Annotated in this window: 22 protein-coding genes; 17 read left to right on the top strand and 5 right to left on the bottom strand. The window is 67.0% G+C overall.

Annotated features, from left to right (window positions below):
- Positions 1-90: 90 nt before the first annotated feature.
- Both ACNAYW_RS14970 and ACNAYW_RS14965 read right to left on the bottom strand, forming a co-directional pair.
- A partial coding sequence (locus ACNAYW_RS14970; protein ID WP_415850472.1) for a MarR family winged helix-turn-helix transcriptional regulator occupies positions 91-487 on the bottom strand: 397 nt, incomplete at its 3' end.
- A complete protein-coding gene (locus tag ACNAYW_RS14965; RefSeq protein ID WP_415850471.1) occupies positions 477-1,853 on the bottom strand; it encodes an MFS transporter in 1,377 nt (458 codons plus the stop codon). The genes ACNAYW_RS14965 and ACNAYW_RS14970, both read right to left, overlap by 11 nt.
- A gap of 113 nt (positions 1,854-1,966) precedes the next feature.
- Between ACNAYW_RS14965 and ACNAYW_RS14960 the strand changes: the two genes are divergently transcribed.
- The 11 genes from ACNAYW_RS14960 (at position 1,967) to ACNAYW_RS14910 (ending at position 9,989) form a co-directional block, all read left to right on the top strand.
- Positions 1,967-2,494: an NfeD family protein gene (locus ACNAYW_RS14960; RefSeq protein WP_415850470.1), complete on the top strand. Its 528-nt coding sequence runs from the start codon at positions 1,967-1,969 to the stop codon at positions 2,492-2,494.
- A 276-nt stretch (positions 2,495-2,770) separates the two neighbouring features.
- Positions 2,771-3,844, top strand: coding sequence for a tyrosine-type recombinase/integrase (locus ACNAYW_RS14955; RefSeq protein ID WP_415850469.1), 1,074 nt, complete (start codon positions 2,771-2,773; stop codon positions 3,842-3,844).
- Positions 3,845-4,052: 208 nt separating this feature from the next.
- Entirely contained in the window at positions 4,053-4,241 is a 189-nt protein-coding gene (locus ACNAYW_RS14950; protein WP_415850468.1) for a helix-turn-helix domain-containing protein, read from the top strand.
- 152 nt (positions 4,242-4,393) lie between these two features.
- On the top strand, positions 4,394-4,564 hold the full coding sequence (locus ACNAYW_RS14945; protein WP_415850467.1) for a hypothetical protein: 171 nt from the start codon (positions 4,394-4,396) through the stop codon (positions 4,562-4,564).
- Positions 4,565-4,955: 391 nt separating this feature from the next.
- Entirely contained in the window at positions 4,956-5,228 is a 273-nt protein-coding gene (locus tag ACNAYW_RS14940; RefSeq protein ID WP_415850466.1) for a helix-turn-helix domain-containing protein, read from the top strand.
- Positions 5,225-5,419 carry a hypothetical protein gene (locus ACNAYW_RS14935; protein WP_415850465.1) on the top strand — a complete coding sequence of 65 codons (195 nt, stop codon included), beginning with the start codon at positions 5,225-5,227 and terminating at the stop codon, positions 5,417-5,419. The genes ACNAYW_RS14940 and ACNAYW_RS14935 overlap by 4 nt, the downstream gene beginning before the upstream one ends.
- A 670-nt stretch (positions 5,420-6,089) precedes the next feature.
- Positions 6,090-6,614, top strand: coding sequence for a hypothetical protein (locus ACNAYW_RS14930; protein ID WP_415850464.1), 525 nt, complete (start codon positions 6,090-6,092; stop codon positions 6,612-6,614).
- Between the two features lie 287 nt (positions 6,615-6,901).
- Positions 6,902-7,693 carry a hypothetical protein gene (locus ACNAYW_RS14925; protein ID WP_415850463.1) on the top strand — a complete coding sequence of 264 codons (792 nt, stop codon included), beginning with the start codon at positions 6,902-6,904 and terminating at the stop codon, positions 7,691-7,693.
- 88 nt (positions 7,694-7,781) lie between these two features.
- Positions 7,782-8,078, top strand: coding sequence for a hypothetical protein (locus ACNAYW_RS14920; RefSeq protein ID WP_415850462.1), 297 nt, complete (start codon positions 7,782-7,784; stop codon positions 8,076-8,078).
- Complete coding sequence (locus tag ACNAYW_RS14915) at positions 8,075-9,028, top strand: hypothetical protein (protein ID WP_415850461.1); 954 nt, start codon at positions 8,075-8,077, stop codon at positions 9,026-9,028. The genes ACNAYW_RS14920 and ACNAYW_RS14915 overlap by 4 nt, the downstream gene beginning before the upstream one ends.
- A gap of 124 nt (positions 9,029-9,152) precedes the next feature.
- Positions 9,153-9,989 carry a phage major capsid protein gene (locus ACNAYW_RS14910; protein WP_415850460.1) on the top strand — a complete coding sequence of 279 codons (837 nt, stop codon included), beginning with the start codon at positions 9,153-9,155 and terminating at the stop codon, positions 9,987-9,989.
- 186 nt (positions 9,990-10,175) lie between these two features.
- Here the strand turns inward: ACNAYW_RS14910 and ACNAYW_RS14905 are convergent, their stop codons facing one another.
- Both ACNAYW_RS14905 and ACNAYW_RS14900 read right to left on the bottom strand, forming a co-directional pair.
- Entirely contained in the window at positions 10,176-11,528 is a 1,353-nt protein-coding gene (locus tag ACNAYW_RS14905) for a DEAD/DEAH box helicase (RefSeq protein WP_415850477.1), read from the bottom strand.
- A gap of 367 nt (positions 11,529-11,895) precedes the next feature.
- Positions 11,896-12,147, bottom strand: a complete 252-nt coding sequence (locus ACNAYW_RS14900; protein WP_415850459.1) for a hypothetical protein — start codon at positions 12,145-12,147, stop codon at positions 11,896-11,898.
- A gap of 754 nt (positions 12,148-12,901) precedes the next feature.
- On the opposite strand from ACNAYW_RS14900, the gene ACNAYW_RS14895 reads away from it, so the two are divergent.
- The 3 genes from ACNAYW_RS14895 to ACNAYW_RS14885 are packed head-to-tail and all read left to right on the top strand — an operon-like array spanning position 12,902 to position 15,446.
- The gene (locus tag ACNAYW_RS14895; protein WP_415850458.1) at positions 12,902-14,449 is read left to right on the top strand and encodes a flotillin family protein; all 1,548 of its coding nucleotides are present in this window, start codon (positions 12,902-12,904) and stop codon (positions 14,447-14,449) included.
- Positions 14,450-14,456: 7 nt separating this feature from the next.
- On the top strand, positions 14,457-14,891 hold the full coding sequence (locus tag ACNAYW_RS14890; RefSeq protein ID WP_415850457.1) for a MarR family winged helix-turn-helix transcriptional regulator: 435 nt from the start codon (positions 14,457-14,459) through the stop codon (positions 14,889-14,891).
- Positions 14,892-14,948: 57 nt separating this feature from the next.
- Positions 14,949-15,446 carry a DUF4395 domain-containing protein gene (locus tag ACNAYW_RS14885; RefSeq protein ID WP_415850456.1) on the top strand — a complete coding sequence of 166 codons (498 nt, stop codon included), beginning with the start codon at positions 14,949-14,951 and terminating at the stop codon, positions 15,444-15,446.
- A gap of 86 nt (positions 15,447-15,532) precedes the next feature.
- Here ACNAYW_RS14885 and ACNAYW_RS14880 read toward each other — a convergent pair whose 3' ends face one another.
- Positions 15,533-15,976: a flavodoxin domain-containing protein gene (locus tag ACNAYW_RS14880; RefSeq protein WP_415850455.1), complete on the bottom strand. Its 444-nt coding sequence runs from the start codon at positions 15,974-15,976 to the stop codon at positions 15,533-15,535.
- Positions 15,977-16,052: 76 nt separating this feature from the next.
- Between ACNAYW_RS14880 and ACNAYW_RS14875 the strand changes: the two genes are divergently transcribed.
- From ACNAYW_RS14875 to ACNAYW_RS14865, 3 genes are read left to right on the top strand one after another with little or no spacing between them, the layout of a single operon-like run.
- Positions 16,053-16,850, top strand: coding sequence for an alpha/beta fold hydrolase (locus tag ACNAYW_RS14875; protein ID WP_415850454.1), 798 nt, complete (start codon positions 16,053-16,055; stop codon positions 16,848-16,850).
- Positions 16,851-16,872: 22 nt separating this feature from the next.
- Positions 16,873-18,012, top strand: a complete 1,140-nt coding sequence (locus tag ACNAYW_RS14870) for an alpha-hydroxy-acid oxidizing protein (protein WP_415850453.1) — start codon at positions 16,873-16,875, stop codon at positions 18,010-18,012.
- On the top strand, positions 18,009-18,551 hold the full coding sequence (locus ACNAYW_RS14865; RefSeq protein ID WP_415850452.1) for a hypothetical protein: 543 nt from the start codon (positions 18,009-18,011) through the stop codon (positions 18,549-18,551). The genes ACNAYW_RS14870 and ACNAYW_RS14865 overlap by 4 nt, the downstream gene beginning before the upstream one ends.
- The last annotated feature ends 35 nt before the right edge of the window (positions 18,552-18,586 follow it).

The raw sequence follows: 18,586 nt of genomic DNA, 5'->3' as shown, positions 1-18,586 counted from the left end.
GGCGTCGCCCGCCCCGCCCGNGGTGCGCGGCGAGGAGCCGCTCGACGTGGCGCACGAGCCCGTCGTCGCGCTNCCCGGCCAGGNCGNGCNCGAGCTCGGCCAGCCGGGCGAGCTCCGCCGGGGGCAGTGAGCGGATCGCGGCGGGCGCCGGGTCCTCGACCGAGGCCATGACGCCGACGACCGCGCGCCCCGCGGGGGTGATGGTGACGACCTTCGCGCGCCGGTCCGCGGGGGAGACGGTGCGCTCGACGTGCCCGCGCGCCTGCAGGTCGTTGACGGCGACGGTAGCGGCGGGGGCGTCCATGTCGGCGAGCGCGGCCAGTTCCTTGAGGGTGAGCGGCCCGTAGCGGTCCAGCCGCTTGAGCACGCGCAGGCGGCTGAACGGCAGGCCCGTGCGCTCGACGACGGCCCGGCGCCAGTCCGAGCGGCTGTCGATGACGGCGTGGACGAGCCGGCTCCACACCTCGTCCGGGGTCTCAGCGGGCATCGGCCGTCTCCTTCGACGCGAGCAGCGGGGCGATGCGGGCACGCGAGCGTTCGGCGCGGGCGCCCGTCGACAGGATCGCGAGCGCCACGACCACCATGGCGAAGCCGGTGACGGCCCACCACAGCCCGGCGCCGGCGATGAGGCCGGAGAGCGCCACGCCCAGGCTGACGCCGAGCTGCCGGCTGGTGCTGGCGACGGCGGCCGCGGCGCCGGCCCGGTCCAGGGGCATCCCGCTCACCGCCGAGTTCGTGATCGGGGCGTTGACCAGTCCGAAGCCGACCCCGAAGACCGCGAACACGATCCCCAGCTCCGGGAGCGGCGTGCCCGCGTCGACCGTGGTCAGCGCGAGCGCGGCGCCCGTCATCAGCAGGCCCGCCCCGAGCAGCGACGGGCGGGGCCCGAACCGCGCCACGAGCCGCCCGGACACGGGGGAGGCGACGAGCACCGACAGCGCCATCGGCAGGAACATCAGGCCGGTGTGCACCGCCGAGAAGTGCCGCGTGTCCTGCAGGTACAGCGACATCGTGAACAGGAAGGCGCCGAAGCCGGCGAACGCGGAGACCGCGGTCAGGGTGGCGGCCGCGAACGGGATGCTGCGGAAGAAGCGCAGGTCGATGAACGGCGACGGGTGCCGGCGCTCGTGGGCGATGAAGCCCGCGAGCGCGCCGGCGGTGAGCACCAGGATCAGCGGCTCGCGCTCGATGAGGCCGAAGACCGCGGTGAACATGACCGCGATCGCCAGCACCTGGCCCAGCGGGTCGATGCCGCGGGGCACGGCGGCCTTGGATTCCGGCACGACGGCGTAGGTGAGCGCGAGCGCGACGGCGCAGATCGGCAGGTTCACCCAGAACACCGACTGCCAGCCGAGGGTGTCGATGAGGACGCCGCCGACCAGCGGCCCGACCGCCGTCGACACTCCGACCACCGCGCCCCACAGGCCGATCGCGCGGGCGCGCTCCGCCGGCCGGGTGAAGACGGCGGTCACGATCGAGAGCGCGACGGGGGTGAGCATCGAGCCGCCGACGGCCTGAATGCCGCGCGCGGCGATCAGCACGTCGACGGTCGGCGCGATGCTGCACAGCAGGGACCCGGCGGCGAAGACCGTGAGCCCGATCCGGAACACCCGGCGTCGCCCGAACCGGTCCGCCGTCGCGCCGGACAGGACGAGCAGGCTCGCGAGAGTGAGGGTGTACACGTCGACGACCCACTGCAGGTGGGGGATCGACGCCGCCATCTCCCGGCCGATCTCGGGGAGCGCGACGTTGACGATGGTCACGTCCATCGACGAGATCAGCAGGCTCAGACTGCACGCCACGAGGACGAGTGCGCGGCGTCGCGGCCCGAGCCCCGAAACAGTTGTAGACATACAAGGATTATATGTACACAACTAATAAGATGGGAAGCTGCGCTTCCGTGTACGCCTCGTACGCAATGTTTGCTATACTGCAAATAGGAGATCCGAGCGCAGAGGAGGCGCCCGTGGTTACCGCTTTCGCAGTCTGTGCCGTCGTGGGGATCCTGGTCCTGATCGCGTCACTGCTCTTGGGGGACTTCGAGATCGGGGGAGTCGAGGTCGGCAGCGCCGACGCCGGACTGCCCTGGCTCAGCGCGCCCGCGCTGGCCGCCGCCGTCGGCGTCTTCGGCGTGGTGGGCTGGCCGCTCGCGGCCGGGACGACGCTCTCCATGCCCGTCGTCGTGGGTGCAGCGGCCGCCTCCGGCATCGCCGCGTACGGGCTGCTCATGCTGGTGCTCCGCGCGATGCGCCGGGCGCAGACCGGCACCGTCGCGGGGCTGCGCGCCGCGGTCGGCACCATCGGCGAGCTCAGCATGGAGATCCCGGTCGGCGGCTGGGGGCGGGTGAGCTACGTCGACTCGGAATCGGTGCGCGCCACCACGACCGCCGTGCTGGTGGATCCGGCGGCCTTCGCCCCGGACGGGCAGCAGGTGCTGATCGTGGACGTCGACGGCGACCGCCTCGTGGTGCAACCGCTCGAGACTCAGGCCTGATCACAAGGGCCGGGCCGCGTGCCCGGCAGAGGGAGGGAATCAATGACCGTATCGATCCTGCTCGCGGCCGGTGCCGCGGTGATCGTGATCCTGCTCGCGCTGTGGATCTTCTTCCACAACTTCCGTGGCATTCATACCTCATCGGAGCGTTAGCGGTCAAAGATCCAGGTAGACGGCGTGTCGCAGGCGCTCACGATGCGGAACGCGGGGAACCAGCGGCACTGATGACACACGTTTGTGTGCAATCTGTGTGCAAGGTCGCAGTAGGATCGAGGCATGGCAACGGAGCGCGTCATCAACGGGCGCACCTACTACATCGCCCAGTGGCGCGAGGACGGGAAGTCTCGCACGAAGAACTGCGAGAGCTTGAAGGCAGCTCGCGACTACGAAGCCCTGGTCCGCGCGGGCAAGGCCGATTCTGCTACCAAGCTCGCCAAGGTCACAGTTCGTCAGGCCGTCGAGGCATGGGCCGAGACTGCAAAGACGGAATCCACGAAGCACACCCGACTCCAGCTCTCCAAGTCCCTCGGAGCGCTAGGTAGGAAGAAGCTGCCGAAGGTCCGGCGGGTCGACGTCGATGCATGGCTAGAAGACGTGCGAGACGGCTCGATCACTCTCACCGGTAAGCCGTGGTCGGCGTCGACCGCGCGAGCCAATCGGACGATGCTGTCCACGGTCTTCAATCGCTACTGCGCACCCGCCATGCTCGACGGACTGCCTGGCAATCCGGTGCACGGGACCGGCGTGCCATGGGACGAGGACGACGGGGCCGACGACGCTCCGACCCGCGACGAGATTCCGAGTGCTGCGGAGATCGACGCGCTGATTGCTGCGGCCAAGGGCGAGACCTTGACGATGCTGCTGCGGGTTGCCCGTGGGACGGGCCTGCGGGCCGGGGAGATCTGCGGCCTTAGGGTCCGGTCGGTGGATCTCGAGCGCGGCCAAGTTGACGTGACCCACCAATCCGGCGGCGGCTTCACTTTCAAGCCCCTCAAGACGCGCGCGTCCCGCCGAACGATCCCGATCTCCGCCGACCTACAGACCCGCCTCAAGTCCTACATCGAGCGGAGCGGGCGCGGTCCCGACGAGCCGCTGTTCCTCTCGTCCCGAGGTCTCCAGTACGTGAGCAACAACCTGGGGCGCGAGTTCGGCAAGGTCTCCGACAAGTGGACGCCGCACAGCTACCGGCACGCCTACGCGAGCGAGTTGATCGACGCCGGACTACCGCTGCCCGAAGTTGCGCGCTTGCTTGGTCACGGGAGCATTGCGACGACTCAACGGGTCTACATCCACGTCCTACCCGATGGTGACGAGCGGGTGCGGGCTGCTCTGTCTGCTCGCGGGATGTGATCTAGCCCCCATCGTGTATGTGATTCGGCTCATAGTTCGGGATCGACCAACGGATAGGCGACACGCCGACGGGGCAGGGATTGCGTGGTCAGGCGCAGTGCGAGATAGGCAGTCCGTCCACTTTTGATGACGGTTCCGGAGTCGCCGCGATTCGAGGTCTACTAGATCAGGAATACGGGAACAGTAGGCATCGACAGAACGGAAACTGATGGGCGGCAACAAGGCTCGCGAGCGCGAGGCAATGACGGCGCAGGACCTTGCGCGGCGCTGGAAGGTTACCGCGCGACACGTTCGCGACCTAGCCAACGAGGGGGAGTTGCCGAGCTTTCGCGTCGGTACCGCTCTCCGATTCTGGGAGCACGACGTGGAGCGCTTCGAGCGTCTAGCGGCGGCATGAGCTAACCGGCGGCATGACCCCCGCCCCAATTTCGCGAGGCCGGTAGGTTGCCGCTGACGTCCGGCGACGGGCGCGCGCTGTAACTCGCTCGCGCCCCCTGCGGTCCCGGCCTACGATGAACGGTTACGCCGTCGACCACCAGGAGGCCCGCCATGTCCGATCACCCGAACGGCGGCACCGTCTGGGACGACATCGAGGCCGACCCGAGCCCCGCCGAGAACCTGCGCGCCGTGGTCGAGACCGTGCACGACAAGGCCGAGATCCGCGAGGTTGCCGAGCGCGTGGCCGATTGGTCTGCGGAGTTGAATCGTCGGCTCAAGTAGGGCGCATTCGAATAGCATTGCAATACTCCGTCCGCAGCTCACAATTGAGTTATGGACGAATTCCGCGAGCTTCATAGCCTCGCTCATACCGCAAACATTCCATTTCCGATAGCTCGAGCTGCATTCGATGCAGGCGAGTTCAATGGGCGTGCCGTTGGCACGCTCGTATACGTGTCGCCTACCGAGTTTCGATCGTGGGCGAAGAATAGGAACAACCAGTGAACGACAATCAGGCGCTCATTACTGTGACAGTGGACATGCGTCACGGTTACCCGAGTGGCGGGACGACGGTGCCAGTAGACCGAACCGCTCTCGAAAACGACTTTCATGGCGTATTGCAGTCTGCGGTTCTTGCGGCTGCCACTGCGATCGTGCGCTTTCGGGACCAGTGATGAAGTACAAGAACGCTGTCACCTTGCATATCCGCGAGCTAGGGCAGGCCGTCCGAGTCGCACGCCACCTTTGGTACAAGAGCGGTGGAACTGGTCGCATTCAGATGTACCGCGCCGATATCGCTACCGACCTCGGAATGTCCGTATCCACGGTGAACCGGCACATCGACAAGCTCAAGTCGAACGGCTGGCTGGTCCAACTGTCGCGCCCCAACAAGGGCAAGCCGGTGGCTTTCCTGTGCACGATTCCAGAGCGGGAGGTCTCCGAATGACCGGTGTCAATTGGCAGACCTCCCTTGATCCGGCTGCGGCCTCACGGGATCTCGCAGCCGAGAAGGAACTGTTGGACGACTTGCTGCGCAAGCTCACCCGGCGGCGGCTTTCGCGGCTGTCGCTGTCCACGCGGGCAGAGCTGTCAAACTTGCTAACAATGGCGGTGGTAGACCTGGAAGAAGAGAAGTGACCCAAGCGAACATGGAGCTACCCTCTCATAGTGGAAACATTGACTACGGACACGCCTCAGCCGCCCTAAATTTGAACCCGAAGGCGGCGGGCTGGGCGTCCGCAGTATGGCACATTGCGAACCTGAACAACGCTCTTTCTGACAAGAGTCACGACGCCGTGCGTCGACAGCGAGAATCGGTTTTCAACCTGTACTGCGGACTCGCGTGCGGTGGCGACCCAGTGGAAAACCTCCATCCGACTGCGAACGAAATAATGGATCATTCGGAGTGGATCCGAACTTTTCGAATGATCGGCCCCTTTCGAATCACGACAAGGCATGCTGGTCTGGAGCAGGACTACTTCAGTAGTCTCGGATCATGGGATTCCACTCAGACTCTATTTAGGGCGGCGTCGGCGGACAGAGCCGAAGGACTATCATGGACTCCCTCACTTTCGTACGCGCTATTCATTCGTGGACAACATCGGGAAAGGGGCATCGCCTCTGAGCTGTGGGTGGGGCGAGTGCCGGAACCGTTCTTCATTTGGGACGACGAAGGAAATCCAAATGAACCGGAAGTTGTCGGTATTCCTACAGGTGTGCGCAACTGGGCTCAATGGGAGATTCAGAAAAGGGCTGGAGGAAAGCAGTGTCTCACTCGCTAGCAGTGTGGAATCACATCGCTAGTAGCATGCTAGATGCACAGGACGCGATCAACGAAGAGGCGCGCACGGGACCAACGATTGAAACGGTCGAGCGGATCCGTCGGGGAGTGGTTGGGGGATACTGCGCACTGGACTTCTTCCGGTCTGCCGCCGGTCGCCCGACTGCCGACGAAGTAATGTCGCCCGCGCAGTGGAAACAGCTATTTGAATCTGCCGTCCCGTTTCGCGCCCATGAAGATGTCAGCGAAGACGAGGCCGGAAACTTGCGCTACTCGCTGTCCGTCGAAGATCTGCCTATCTGGAACTCGGGCGAGGTTGTCTATCGGTCCGCACCCAAAGAGCGTGCCGAGGGGTACTCATGGACAAAATCGTTCTCTGGGGCGCTCAGCATCAAGGGTGAAGGGCACCTTTGGGTTGCGACAATTCCAAACCCATGGTTCGAGCGTTTTGTTGACGGTGAACACTACGAGGTTGTTGGGATCCCGAAGGGCGTACGCCGGTACTCGCACTACGTCATCGAGCAGAAGACTGGCGTGCGACTCGATCCGTAGGGCGGCGTGGACTGCCTATCGCGCGAGCATTGCCGCTGTTCTATCAGCGAGTCGCCTATCCGTTGGTCTCGACGCTCCTAGCGCTTCTAAAACAGAACCGATGGCGCTGTGTGGCCGCGCGCGAAACGATGAATGGAACATCTATTCATCCGCAAATTAAAGATCCCGCCCCATTGCTGTCCAGGCTAGGGCGGGATCGGAGAAGAACTAACTTGAGTATATCCCATTCATCGCCCTTGCGCTATGTGGTCGAGATCAACAGGGAGCGGTACGGTGCGCAGCCCCGGATGGTTGCCACGTCGGGATCTGGCACCACCTTCAAATGGCTCCGTGAGGTGACGTGCGATCCGAGCCTCACGACGGCGGCTCAAGCTCTCGCTGCCTACATCTTCACCCGCGCCAAGAATGAGGACGGGACCCTGTTCCTCTCCCGTGAGTACGCCGCCGAGGAGATCGGTCGCCCATTGTCCAACGTCAAACGTGCGCTCGATCAGCTTCGTGGCTTCGGGTACCTGACGCAGACCAAGCGCGGCAGTTCAAAGGGTGATGCATCGGAGTACGTCTTGACCCTTCGTGCAACTGGGGTCACCAGTGACCCTAGTGATGGACCGGGGTCACGAATGACCCTAGTTGAGAGCACTGGGGTCACGAATGACCCTGGTACTGGGGTCACGAATGACCCTGGTACTGGGGTCACCAGTGGCCCACCATCTACCAATAGAACTACCAATGAAACTACCGATCACTCGTCGGCGCGCTCCGCTGGCGCAGACCAGCGCGGGCCGATCCCCGAGGGATGGACGCCGAACAAAGCCCACGCGGCCAAGTGCCCGAATGGATTGTCCGCCGATGAAGTAGGCGAGAAGTTCCGCGAGCTTGCTGTTGAGCGCAAGCTCACCAGCGCCGACTGGAACAAGAAGTTCGGCGGGTTCCTCGGCTACCTCGATGGAGTGGTCGAGCGCTACGCCGCAGGTGAGCTGACGGGGCCGATCGTCTGGGCCGACCATCTGGAGGACTACCTCTTCGGCGGTGCGGAGCAGTTCACGCCCAAGGGAATGCCGGTCGACTGCCCGTTCTAGAAGCGGCCCGGGGCAACGGCCGGCGAGTGACTCAAACCAAACCTTACCTGCGATTAGTCGCGGGATCTAACCGGACCAGGAGGTCCAATTGACCAACTACAGCGACCTAGCCGACCAGCTCGGCGAACACATACCGTACCGCCGAGGGCCAATTGCGTTCTCCTACTACGGGATCTATGAGAACGAATACATCGGTACCAAGCACGCCGACTTGACGATGCGCCGGTTCTGGCGACCAACGACGCCCTTGGAAGATGCCCTACTAGCGCACCTCGGCTACACGCTCGCACCCGGCAAGCCGTCGATGGTCAAGAACATCATGGGCCGGTCGATGCGAGAGCAGAGATTCCCGAACCACGTTGCACCACAGGAGAAGAAGGCGTGAGCGAGAACGTCACCATCGAGGACGCCGACACCATCGTCATCGAGGACCAGGACCAGGACGTCGAGCTGGAGACCAGCGACGAGGGCGAGGAGATCGACGTCGAGGAGGACCAGGAGCAGCCCGACGAGGAGGAGCAGCCAGCAAACCGGCGTGAGGCCCAGCTACGGACCCGCCTGCGGGATCTCGACGCCGCTGTAGGAGAAGTTCGTGGGGATCTCGACGGTGCCGCTGCGGCCTTCGTGGGCGCGTACGCCGCTCGGTATCTGGCGCAAGCCGGGGATCTGTTTGAGATCGGCGGGCATGATCCGGTCGGCTTCGTCTCCGATGACGGCTCGGTCGATCACGATGCGCTACAGCAGGCCGTGCGCGATCTCCTCGCGGAGCGTCCCGGTCTAGCTGGGAAGGTCAAGCTGCCGCCGGTCGAGGTCAGGCAGGAACAGGCTGAGGGCTGGCTGACACGCGCTCGGCGGGAAGCTGTAGCCCGCAGGGTGGGCGAGGCCGAGATCGAGCCGCAGGATTCAAATGAGCCGCCGGAATGGGAGCGTCTGCGCGTCGAGGCCGACCAAGCATCGGGCGGGGAGAAGGCGCGGCGGCTGCGGATCAAGGCCAACGGGGTCGAGCTGGCACATCTGGAAGCTCGACGGGACGCCCTCCAGGCGGCTCACGTCGTGGCGCTGTCCGGGTCCGTACTCGCGAACGGACAGGATCTCCTGGAGGTCGGCAAGGTCGAGGTCGAGTCGTTGCTCGACGCCGCCGGGGCGGTCGATCCCGGCAAGGTGCGCGCTGCCGCTGAGGAGCTGGTGCGATCCCGGCGAGGACTCCGCAAGGTGACGCTGCCGCCGGTCTATCCCAACTTCGGGCAGGGTTCCAAGCTGGAAGTCGAGTTCGATAGCCCGCGCCCGAACATGATCGGCAAGTTGCAGCACGCCTTGAAGAACGGCCCATCGTAAAGGCATGGCGCAATTCTGGAATGCGCATAGGGTAAAGGAATCAGGTAAGCCGTACGGCTCTGTGGCGCAGTCCTCCAGGTTGAGCGCGTCTCTAACAATTCGCACTCACCTTTAGGCAACTCTTATGGCAAATACTACTGTCACCACCGCCGCGCTTCTTAAGCCCGAAGAGCTTTCCGAAGCTTTCCTGCTGCCACTGGCTAAGGAGAGCATTGCCGCGCAGGTCTCTACTGTTCTCCATCCTGGCGCTGGTCAGGTCCGACTTCCCGTCGTGTCGCCCTCTACGGCTTCGTGGACTGCGGAAGCTGCGGAAATCAACGTTTCCGATCTTCCCGTGACTGAGGTCAACGTCGAGCACCACAAGCTGGCGCAGCTGGTGCCGCTCTCCAACGAGCTTCTCGATGACTCCGCATATCCCATCGAGCAGGTTCTTTCCGACGCCCTAGTGTCGGCTGTAGCGAACAAGATCGACGCCGCGTACTTCTCCGGCCTGGCAACCGCACCCGCTGGAGTTCCGTCCGGCCTCGGCACTGTTGCGGGCGTAACTGCGTTCACGCCGACAGCTTTCGGAATCGATAGCTTCGTCGAGGCTGTCATCGCCATTGAGGCAGCAGGCGGGCGACCGCAGGCCATCGTGATGGGCGCAGACCTCGCGAGCGAGCTGTACCGGATCAAGTCGAGCACCGGCTCGAATGAGTACGTGCTCAACCACGACTCGACCTCGGACTACCGCCGGACCATCCTCGGCATTCCGGTCGTGGTCTCGGACCATGTTGCTGCCAATACCGCGTGGATTCTTGATCCCTCGGCTTCGGTCCTGTCGATCCGCAAGGATGTGTCTGTGGAAATGGATTCATCGGCGCTTTTCTCGAAGGACATGACAGCATTCCGTGTCATCGCCCGAGTCGGGACCGGTTTCAGCCGCCCGGCGCGCATCGGCAAGATCGAATTTAACGTATAACTGAATACGTCTAGCAGGTCCCACACCGCAGGCATCCGGTATTTCCTGCCTGCTAGAAACGGCAGCATTGCGCCGCATCGAGTCCGATTAGGGATAGCCGGATTCCGTGCGGGCGGTCCTCCTAACCCGCCGCGATGCTGCCAGAAAAGCCCCACCAGTTCATTCTGGTGGGGCTTCTCGCTATTCTCAGCCTTTGACGCTGGCGAATATCGCGGCGAATTGTTCCTGGGATCGGCTCATGGCCTCGCGCTCGATCCGAGTGTTCTGCCCGACTGTGGCAATGTCCTCGATCTCGCACCCGATGCTCGCCCCGTGGATGCTCTTGGTGCGCTGCTTTGGTGCCGTGACAGCCTTCCGGGTGCGCTTGACGCGAGGCTTCAAGGCCTGGAGCGCTTGCTGGTCGATATCGAGGGCGATCTCCCACAGGTGCGGCAACGCCGGGATGAACATGCGCGCCCGCACGTCCTCGCCGCGCCGAGTACGAACAATGCGGCCCATGGTCTGTTGGAATAGCAACGGGGTCGCCTTATTGGTCGCGAACACCAGCGTTTGGAGCCTTGGCAGGTCTGTTCCCTCAGACACCAGCATTACGGAAACCAACCAGGGATCGGTCGACCGGCGGAACCGGTCAATCACAGCGGCCCCGTCGTCACTGCCGACTGCCACAGGTGCCTCGATACCCGTGGTCTCCGCGAGGACTCGACGGACCATATAGGCGTGCTCAACATCGCGGCACACGATCAAGCCGCCCGCATCGGGGATCTCGCGCCGCTGCATCACCAGGTGCGCGTGTGCCTCTGCCAGCACTCCGCGCAACCACTCGCCATCGTCCAACGTCGACCGCAGAACGGACCCGCGAGCCGACCGGGGGATAGGCCGCTCGATGCTCACCTTGACCGATTGCGCGCCCTTGGCGTCCTGCCAGTTCGCGGTAGTCGAGACTGCGACGAACTCGACAGGGCGGCACACCTTGTCGCGCAAGGCATCGGCGTAGGAGTACATGGAGTCGGCAATCATCTCCCCGTCCTTGGTCCATCGGACGAACGGGATACATTCGGATTGCTTGCTCCGCCATGGTGTTCCGCTGAGAAGTAGCCTCTTGCGTGCACGCGAGAATGCGCGCGTGAGCGCAAGGCCGTACTTGGAGTCCTCGGCGGCGTGATGCACTTCGTCAAGGACCACCAGAGTGCCGGATCGCCGGGTGTCTCGCTCGATGGCCTCGCGGATCCGCTCGCCCGTCGCGCCGAGCAGTGCCGCGTACGTGAGCACCAGACCCTCGCACCCGTCCGTGTCGATGCCCTCGGCTGGCAGCCCTGCCGCGAGCTTCAACAGACCGTGAGCCGCCCACTGAGACGCCACAGCGACGGTGGGAGCGACCACGATGACGCGCCGCGCCTTGCCGCTGTCGAGGTACTCGCGAGCCGCAGTGAGGGCGAACGTCGTTTTGCCCGCACCCGGACAAGCGACAGCAAGAAAACTCGAGCGACGGGAAATACGGAATTGCTCGACGGCCTCACGCTGCCATTCGCGGAGCTGCATCACTGCCTCACATTCAATGTGGACTTGAAACGGAATGCGTGCACGTTCTCCCTCGCGCTCACGCCCGAAGGATCGCACGCTTTGAAGCAGAGGGCAAGCCGCTACCCCCTGGCGGGGTACCCCTTGGCCCCCTACGGTTCCCGTGACGCTCATCCGGTGTCTGCCAGTGCGTATACGGGTTATAGGGGTGCCGAGATCAGCACGAATCAAAGCAATTCCCCACCTGTGCTGGAACGGCTACTATGAATTGGTCGGGTAATTGCTCGGCATACGTAGCTGCTTTACGCGCAAGCGTGACGGCTGCCTTGATACGACAATGGCCGCACCAACGGGGATTCATCGGTGCGGCCATTGTCGTATGCGTCTTCTATTCGGGTAGCCAGTCCCGCTGGGCGGTCAGCGCCGCGACGTACTGGTCCAACTCGGCGCGTGACCGGATCTCAAATCCGGCGGCTGTTGCTTCGTCCCCGTGTCCCTCTGTGGTCGCCAGATACAGGACCGGCGGCTGGCCGTCGAACTGCACGCGGGCGATCTCATGCGTGCCGCACTCGGTGAACAGGACGCCCTCAACGTCGTCGTGCATGCCGCCGAGGCCGAACGGAAGGTCTGTGTACCCCATAGTGGATCTCCTATCGGTTGGTGTTGGTGGTCGAGCTGGGATCAACCAAGCGGTGCACCCAAGGGTGCCGGTGTCGATGCCCCGTCCCCGTCGATCTCCACGAAGCCAAGCCCCTATCGCGTCCGGCCAGCACAACTAGACCTTCGCCGATTGGCGAAAGTCTGAGACTGGCACGTCCGTAGCGGCGATCAAGCGCGGCGGTCGTGGCCGTCGTGGCAGGCGACGGACTGGGCTACTGCCAGCGGGTTGGTTGTCGGCGAACTCCGCAGTAACGCCGGGTGCACGGTCGGATCGGTTGTGCACGTCGTGCCCCGAGCCGGAGTCGAACCGGCTCATGCGACCGTCGGGGCGGTCGAAAGGGTTAGGCGTGAAGGCCCAGGGCGAGCAGTACGTGGAGTGCGCCGAGTGTGGCGAGATACAGCACGACGATGAAGACGAGCGAGCCGACGAACTGTCGGACCGCTATCCGTTGGCGTGAAGGTAGAATGTGGCTACGCATAGACCGGGCTACTTCCGTTCTGTGTGAGGCTCGGCGGTGTTGGCGCACCGTTCGGGCCGACCTATAGGGCGGAAGTGGGGGAATGGAGGGAATTCGAGGATGCCATCGTGCGTGCAATACGTGTGCAAGACGGGCGGGTATCGGATCGTCTCCACGGACGCGAGATCGGGGCGCACGCACCACATCGCCAGATGGGTAATCAAGCTTAAATAGCCTGCACACCAACACTTTCAATCGAAACTGAAAGGCTCTCGAATGCTTGCTATCTTGCTCGCCGTAGGTGGCGCGGTCGTGGTGCTCCTACTCGCGCTGTGGCTCTTCTTCCACAACTACATCAAGTCGCCGCCCGACCAGGTGGCCATCTTCACCGGCCGCGGCGAGATGAAGGTGGTGCGCGGCGGCGCCCGGTTCAAGGTGCCGGGCCTCGAGCGCGTGGACTACATGCCGTTGCGCCCGTTCGAGGTGCGCATCGCGCTCAGCAACGCCCGCAGCATCGACGGCGTGCCCGTCGAGCTGCAGGCCGTCGGCCTGGTGCGCATCGGCACCACCGACGAGATGACCCGCACCGCGGCCCAGCGCTTCCTCACCGCCAACATGGCGGAGCTCGAGAACCAGATCAACGAGATCCTGGCGGGCAGCCTCCGCGGCATCGCCGCGACGATGACCGTCGAGCACCTCAACAGCAACCGCGAGGCCCTCGCCCGCGGCGTGGTGGAGGAGGCCGGCGGCGACCTCGCGCGCATCGGCATGGAGGTCGACATCCTCAAGATCGCCGGCATCGAGGACCGCAACGGGTACCTCGAATCGCTCGGCCAGAAGCGCATCGCCGAGGTCAAGCGCGACGCCGACATCGGCAAGGCCGAGGCCGAGCGCGACTCGCTCATCCGCTCCGCCGACGCCCGCCGCGCCGGCGAGATCGCCCAGACCGAGGCCGAGACCGCCATCGCCGAGGCCCAGCAGGGCCGCGACGTGCGCATCGCCCAGCTCCGCGCCCAGACCGAGGCGCAGAACGCCGAGGCGGACCAGGCCGGCCCGCTCGCCAAGGCCAAGGCGGAGAAGAACGTCGGCATCGCGCTGGAGGAGGCCGAGGCGGCCCGCATCGAGGCCCGCACCGAGGTCGAGCGCAAGCGTCGCGCGCAGGCCGAGGCCGCGCTCGAGGCCGACGTGATCGCGCCCGCCGAGGCGCAGCGGCAGGCGGCGATCACCCGCGCCGAGGGTGAGCGTCAGTCCGCGATCCTCACCGCCGAGGCGCGCGCGAACTCGACCCGCCTGGACGGCGAGTCGGCGGCGGACGCCCGCAAGTCGGCCGCGGCCGCCGTCGAGGCCGAGCTGCGCGCCGACGCGGCGGGCAAGCTCGCGCAGGCCGAGGTGCACGCCGAATCGATCCGGCTCGAGGGCGAGTCCAAGGCAACGGCCCGCAAGTCGGCGGCGGAGGCCCTCGAGGCCGAGCTGCGCGCCGACGCGGCGGGCAAGCAGGCGCAGGCCGAGGCGTTCAACCAGTACAGCGCGGACGCGGCGCGGCTGCTCCTGGTGCCCCAGGTGCTCGCCACCGTCGAGGGCGCGGTCAAGTCGCAGTCCGAAGCCACCGCAGCGATCGACAGCATCAACATCATCGGCGGCGGCCAGAACGACGCCACCGGGGGCCTGCTCGGCCTCTCGGCGCAGTCGATCGCGTCGATCGTCGCCGCCCTCCGGGCGCAGGGCATCGACCTGGCGAAGCTGCTCGACGGCGACGCCTCCGCGGCGGCCGCCGCGACCACGACGGTCGAGCCCGTCGAGCCGGCCGCGGTCGAGGCCGAGTAGCGCGCCGGTGAAACCCGGCGACGCCGAGGCGCTGCGCCTCGCGGTGGGCCTGCTGGAGCAGCGACTGCAGCAGCTGCCCGCCGCGGGGCTGCGCGGCTCCGAGCTGTTCGTGCTCGCCACCGTCGAGGCGCTCGGTGCGGAGGCCTTCCCCACGGCGATCGGGGACCGGCTCGCGATGAAGCGCTCGAACGTCTCCGTCGCGATCGCCGACCTGCGGCGCCGCGGCTTCCTGCAGGGCGACGCCGATGGGTCCGACGGCCGGCGGCGTCCCGTCGCCCTGACGGACCGCGGGCGGGAGGTCCTGCACGCCCGCGACGCCGCGCAGGACGCGTGGCTCGTGGACACCGGCGGCGCACGACTCACCGCCGAGGAGGCGGCCCGCCTGCGCGACGCCGTGCCCCTGCTGCTGCGGCTCGCCGCCGGAGCGGACCCGCAGGCGTGAGAATCACGGCGAGCGCAACCCTGGGCGGCGGCCTCGCGCGGCGATAGTCTCAGCCGCGTGAGTGGTCTCTTCTCCTTCCCGAACCCGGTCAACGAGTACGCGGCGCGCGCCACCGCGGGGCTCGTCGTCGTCCTCGCGGTCGTCACGATCGTCGCCGGGCAGTGGTGGCTCTACGCCGCCCTGGCGCTCGGCTTCGCGCTGCGCGTCGCGGGTGGGCCCAGGTACTCGCCCTTCGGCCGGCTGTCGGTGCACGTCATCGCGCCGAGGCTCGGCCCGGCCAAGCTGGTCCCCGGCCCGCCGAAGCGGTTCGCGCAGACCATCGGCCTCGTCTTCTCGACCGTCGCGCTGGTGCTGTTCCTGACCGGTAACCCCGTGGCCGCCCAGATCGTGCTCGGCCTGCTCGTCGTGGCGGCCCTGCTGGAGTCGGCGGCGGGCGTGTGCCTCGGCTGCATCGTCTTCGGGTGGCTGCAGCGCCGCGGCGTCATCCCCGCGTCGGTGTGCGAGGCCTGCGCGGGCGTGAACACCGCGCCGCCGACCCTCACGGTGCCGCGGTAGCCGCACACCCGGACGAAAGAACGCCGCCGCGGATCACTCCGCGGCGGCGTTCGTCTGTCAGGGGTACGCGTCCCTCCCGGGGGAGGTCAGATCTGGCCGACGATCTCCTCGGCCCACTCGACGGCCTTCTCGTCCACGTCGTCGGTGCCGGAGTTGTCGTGCTCGAAGCGGTCGCCGACCTGGGTGGCGCCCAGCCCCGTGAGGTGCTTGACGATCGTCTTGCCGCCGGCGTTGTAGGTGTCGACGTAGATGGTGTCGCCGAGGCCGAAGACCGCGAAGCGCAGGCCCGTGAGGTCGGGGGCGGCCTCGAGCAGGTCCTCGAAGAACTCGGTGGTGCCGGCGGGCAGCTCGCCCTCGCCGTAGGTGGCGCACGAGAAGACGTGGAAGTCCGCGGGATCCAGCGCGTCGATCTCGCCGTCCATCATGTCGTGCAGCTCGACGGAGCCGGCCTTGGCGAACACGGTGTACATGGCGTTCGCTGCGCCCTCGGCGGTGCCGGTCGAGGAACCGTAGAAGATGTGAACAGACATGGGACGAGATTCTAGCCAAGCCCCACCTCGTGGTGTGAGCTGCATCCTGTCGGTGTGACGTCCTAGGCTTGCCGCCATGCCTCACGCCCCTCTCCCCGACGGTGCCTCGCTCGCCTACACCGTGCACCCCGCGGCGGCCGGCGCGACGGGCCCCGGGGTGCTGTTGTTCGCCGGGCAGGCGCTCGCCGGATCGTCGTGGGCGCCCGTCGTGGAGGATTTCCGCGCCGCGGGGCCGGTCATCACCTTCGACCACCGCGGCATCGGGGCGAGCGACGACGTGTTCCCCCGCGGCTGGAGCACCCGGGACTGCGCCGCGGACGCCCTCGCGGTGCTCGATGCGGCGCGCGCGGACGGGGCGATCGGCGACGTCGTGGACGTCTACGGCTTCTCCATGGGCGGCCGCGCCGCCCAGTGGCTCGCCGCCGACCACCCCGGCCGGGTGCGGCGGCTGATCCTCGGCGCCACGACGGTCGGCGACGCGCACGGCGTCGCCCGGCCCAGCGAGGTCCTGCGCATCCTGGTCCGCTCGGACCGGCGGGCACTGCTCGAGCTGTTCTTCACCCGCGATTGGCTCGCCGGGCACCCCGAGGCGGCGGAGGCGATCCTCGCGCAGCCGCGGTCCCTGCCGGCGCAGCGCGCCCACTTCGCCGCGAGCACCGACCACGACGCCGCGGCCGCCCTGCCGTGGATCGAGGCGCCCACGCTGGTGCTGCACGGCGCCGACGACCGCATGTGCCCGGCCGAGAATGCCGAGATCCTCCGCGCGGGCATCGACGGCGCCCGGATGCGGGTGTACCGGGGCGTCCGGCACGGCTATCACCTGCAGGAGCCCGCGGCCACCGTCGACGCCCTGGACTTCCTCGCCGCGCCCTGACCTCCACTGCTACCGTCCACCCATGGCGGACTACGGCAGCTTCCAGGACGGGATCTACGCGGAGGGGCTGGTCGCGAAGCACCGCCACTTCCCGTACACCTTCGGCGATCTCGAGGCGCGGGCGCAGCAGGTGCTCGACCACGCGCTCTTCGACTACGTGCGCGGCGGTGCCGGCGACGAGACCACGCAGGACGCGAACGTCACCGAGTTGCGGCGCTACGGCTTCGTGCCGCGGATGCTGCGCGATCGCAGCGTCCGCGACCTGTCGACCACGTTCCTCGGCGCCGAGCTCGACGCCCCGGTGATCCTGTGCCCCGTCGGCGTGAACGGCCTCGTCCACGAGAACGGCGACCTCGAGGTGGCCCGCGCCGCCGCGACGATGAACGTGGCGGCGATGTATTCGACGCTGTCGGAGGCGCCGCTCGAGGAGGTCGCGGACGCCCGCGGCGACTCCTTCGCCGCCTTCCAGCTGTACCCGACCAAGGACGACCAGCTGACGGACAACCTGGTGCGCCGCGCCGACGAGGCTGGCTTCGATGCCCTCACCATCACCCTGGACACCGGCAGCCTCGGCTGGCGGCCGCGCGACCTGGGGAACGGCTACATCCCGTTCCTGCGGGGCCGGTGCCTGGCCAACTACCTCGCCGATCCGCGGTTCATCGAGCACTGCGGGGTGGAGAATCCGGCGCCGATGCACGCGGGGATCGTCTGGTCGTCGCTGTTCAGCAAGCCCACCTTCTCCTGGGAGGACATCGCCCGGATCCGCCGGGCCACCGACCTGCCGATCATCCTCAAGGGCATCTGCCACGCCGAGGACGCGCGGCGGGCGGCCACCGAGGGCGTCGACGCGATCGCCTGCTCCAATCACGGCGGCCGGCAGGCCAACGGCGGGCTGCCCGCGGTGAGCCACCTCGAGGGCGTCCTCGAGGCCGGCCTGCCCGTCACCTTCGACAGCGGCGTGCGCGACGGCGTCGACGTCCTGCGCGTCGTGGGCCTCGGCGCGACCCTGGCCGGTATCGGCCGGCCCTACGTCTACGGGCTGACACTCGGCGGTGCGGCGGGCGTCGAGCACGTGCTCCGCTCGATGCTCGCCGAGGCCGATCTGACGATGGCCGCGGACTGCCTCACGACGCTCGCCGACCTGCACGTCGTCAGGCGGTGACGGGCGCCGGCACCGGCGCCGTGGGCGACATCGGCTTCGACTGGTTCGGCTTCGAGGACGCGGTCTGCGCGGAGCTGCGGACCGTCGCGCGGGCGCTGGTCTACCAGGCCGACGGCGAGCTGCCCTACGCGTACGTCCTCACCGCCTTCTACGCCGAGCGGGGCTCGGTCATCCACCTGCCCCACCCCGTGCTGGGCACCGCCGAGTCCGTGCCGCCCGGCCGGCTGTGGGACCCGCCCGCGTGGCCGCGCTCCGACCGCGCCTGGGCCGAGCGGCCACCGCTCGACGCCTGGCAGGACCGGCTCGTGGACGCCGTCGACGGGCTCGAGGGGGCGGCGTGGGACGCGGCGCATGCGCGGTACGGGTACGCGCTCCTGGGCGCGCTGCGCCGCGCGAAGGCCGAGCTCGTCGCGGAGGGCGCCTTCCCGACGGAGATCGTGTGCGTCCTCGACGACGAGGACGGGGAGCTGCTCGCGCGGTCCGCGACGCCCCGCGAGCACCGGGCCTTCCGCGCGGCGCGGGGACGACTCGAGCCGTAGTACCGGCGCGGCGCCCTGCGGATCCGGGCGCGGGG

This window comes from Tsukamurella ocularis (genome assembly GCF_965138335.1).
Classification (GTDB): domain Bacteria; phylum Actinomycetota; class Actinomycetes; order Mycobacteriales; family Mycobacteriaceae; genus Tsukamurella; species Tsukamurella ocularis_A.
The sequence above is the reverse complement of the archived record's forward strand: the minus strand, read 5'-3'. Positions and strand labels throughout refer to the sequence as shown.

Excerpts from the sequence above, each read along its gene's own strand:
- ACNAYW_RS14955 (WP_415850469.1), top strand. The coding sequence starts at position 2,771 with ATGGCAACGGAGCGCGTCATCAACGGGCGCACCTACTACATCGCCCAG.
- ACNAYW_RS14935 (WP_415850465.1), top strand. The coding sequence starts at position 5,225 with ATGACCGGTGTCAATTGGCAGACCTCCCTTGATCCGGCTGCGGCCTCA.
- ACNAYW_RS14930 (WP_415850464.1), top strand. The coding sequence starts at position 6,090 with ATGCTAGATGCACAGGACGCGATCAACGAAGAGGCGCGCACGGGACCA.
- ACNAYW_RS14895 (WP_415850458.1), top strand. The coding sequence starts at position 12,902 with ATGCTTGCTATCTTGCTCGCCGTAGGTGGCGCGGTCGTGGTGCTCCTA.
- ACNAYW_RS14905 (WP_415850477.1), bottom strand. The coding sequence starts at position 11,528 with ATGCAGCTCCGCGAATGGCAGCGTGAGGCCGTCGAGCAATTCCGTATT.
- ACNAYW_RS14945 (WP_415850467.1), top strand. The coding sequence starts at position 4,394 with ATGTCCGATCACCCGAACGGCGGCACCGTCTGGGACGACATCGAGGCC.
- ACNAYW_RS14950 (WP_415850468.1), top strand. The coding sequence starts at position 4,053 with ATGGGCGGCAACAAGGCTCGCGAGCGCGAGGCAATGACGGCGCAGGAC.
- ACNAYW_RS14965 (WP_415850471.1), bottom strand. The coding sequence starts at position 1,853 with ATGTCTACAACTGTTTCGGGGCTCGGGCCGCGACGCCGCGCACTCGTC.
- ACNAYW_RS14910 (WP_415850460.1), top strand. The coding sequence starts at position 9,153 with ATGGCAAATACTACTGTCACCACCGCCGCGCTTCTTAAGCCCGAAGAG.
- ACNAYW_RS14940 (WP_415850466.1), top strand. The coding sequence starts at position 4,956 with ATGAAGTACAAGAACGCTGTCACCTTGCATATCCGCGAGCTAGGGCAG.
- ACNAYW_RS14900 (WP_415850459.1), bottom strand. The coding sequence starts at position 12,147 with ATGGGGTACACAGACCTTCCGTTCGGCCTCGGCGGCATGCACGACGAC.
- ACNAYW_RS14925 (WP_415850463.1), top strand. The coding sequence starts at position 6,902 with ATGGTTGCCACGTCGGGATCTGGCACCACCTTCAAATGGCTCCGTGAG.
- ACNAYW_RS14870 (WP_415850453.1), top strand. The coding sequence starts at position 16,873 with ATGGCGGACTACGGCAGCTTCCAGGACGGGATCTACGCGGAGGGGCTG.
- ACNAYW_RS14875 (WP_415850454.1), top strand. The coding sequence starts at position 16,053 with ATGCCTCACGCCCCTCTCCCCGACGGTGCCTCGCTCGCCTACACCGTG.
- ACNAYW_RS14880 (WP_415850455.1), bottom strand. The coding sequence starts at position 15,976 with ATGTCTGTTCACATCTTCTACGGTTCCTCGACCGGCACCGCCGAGGGC.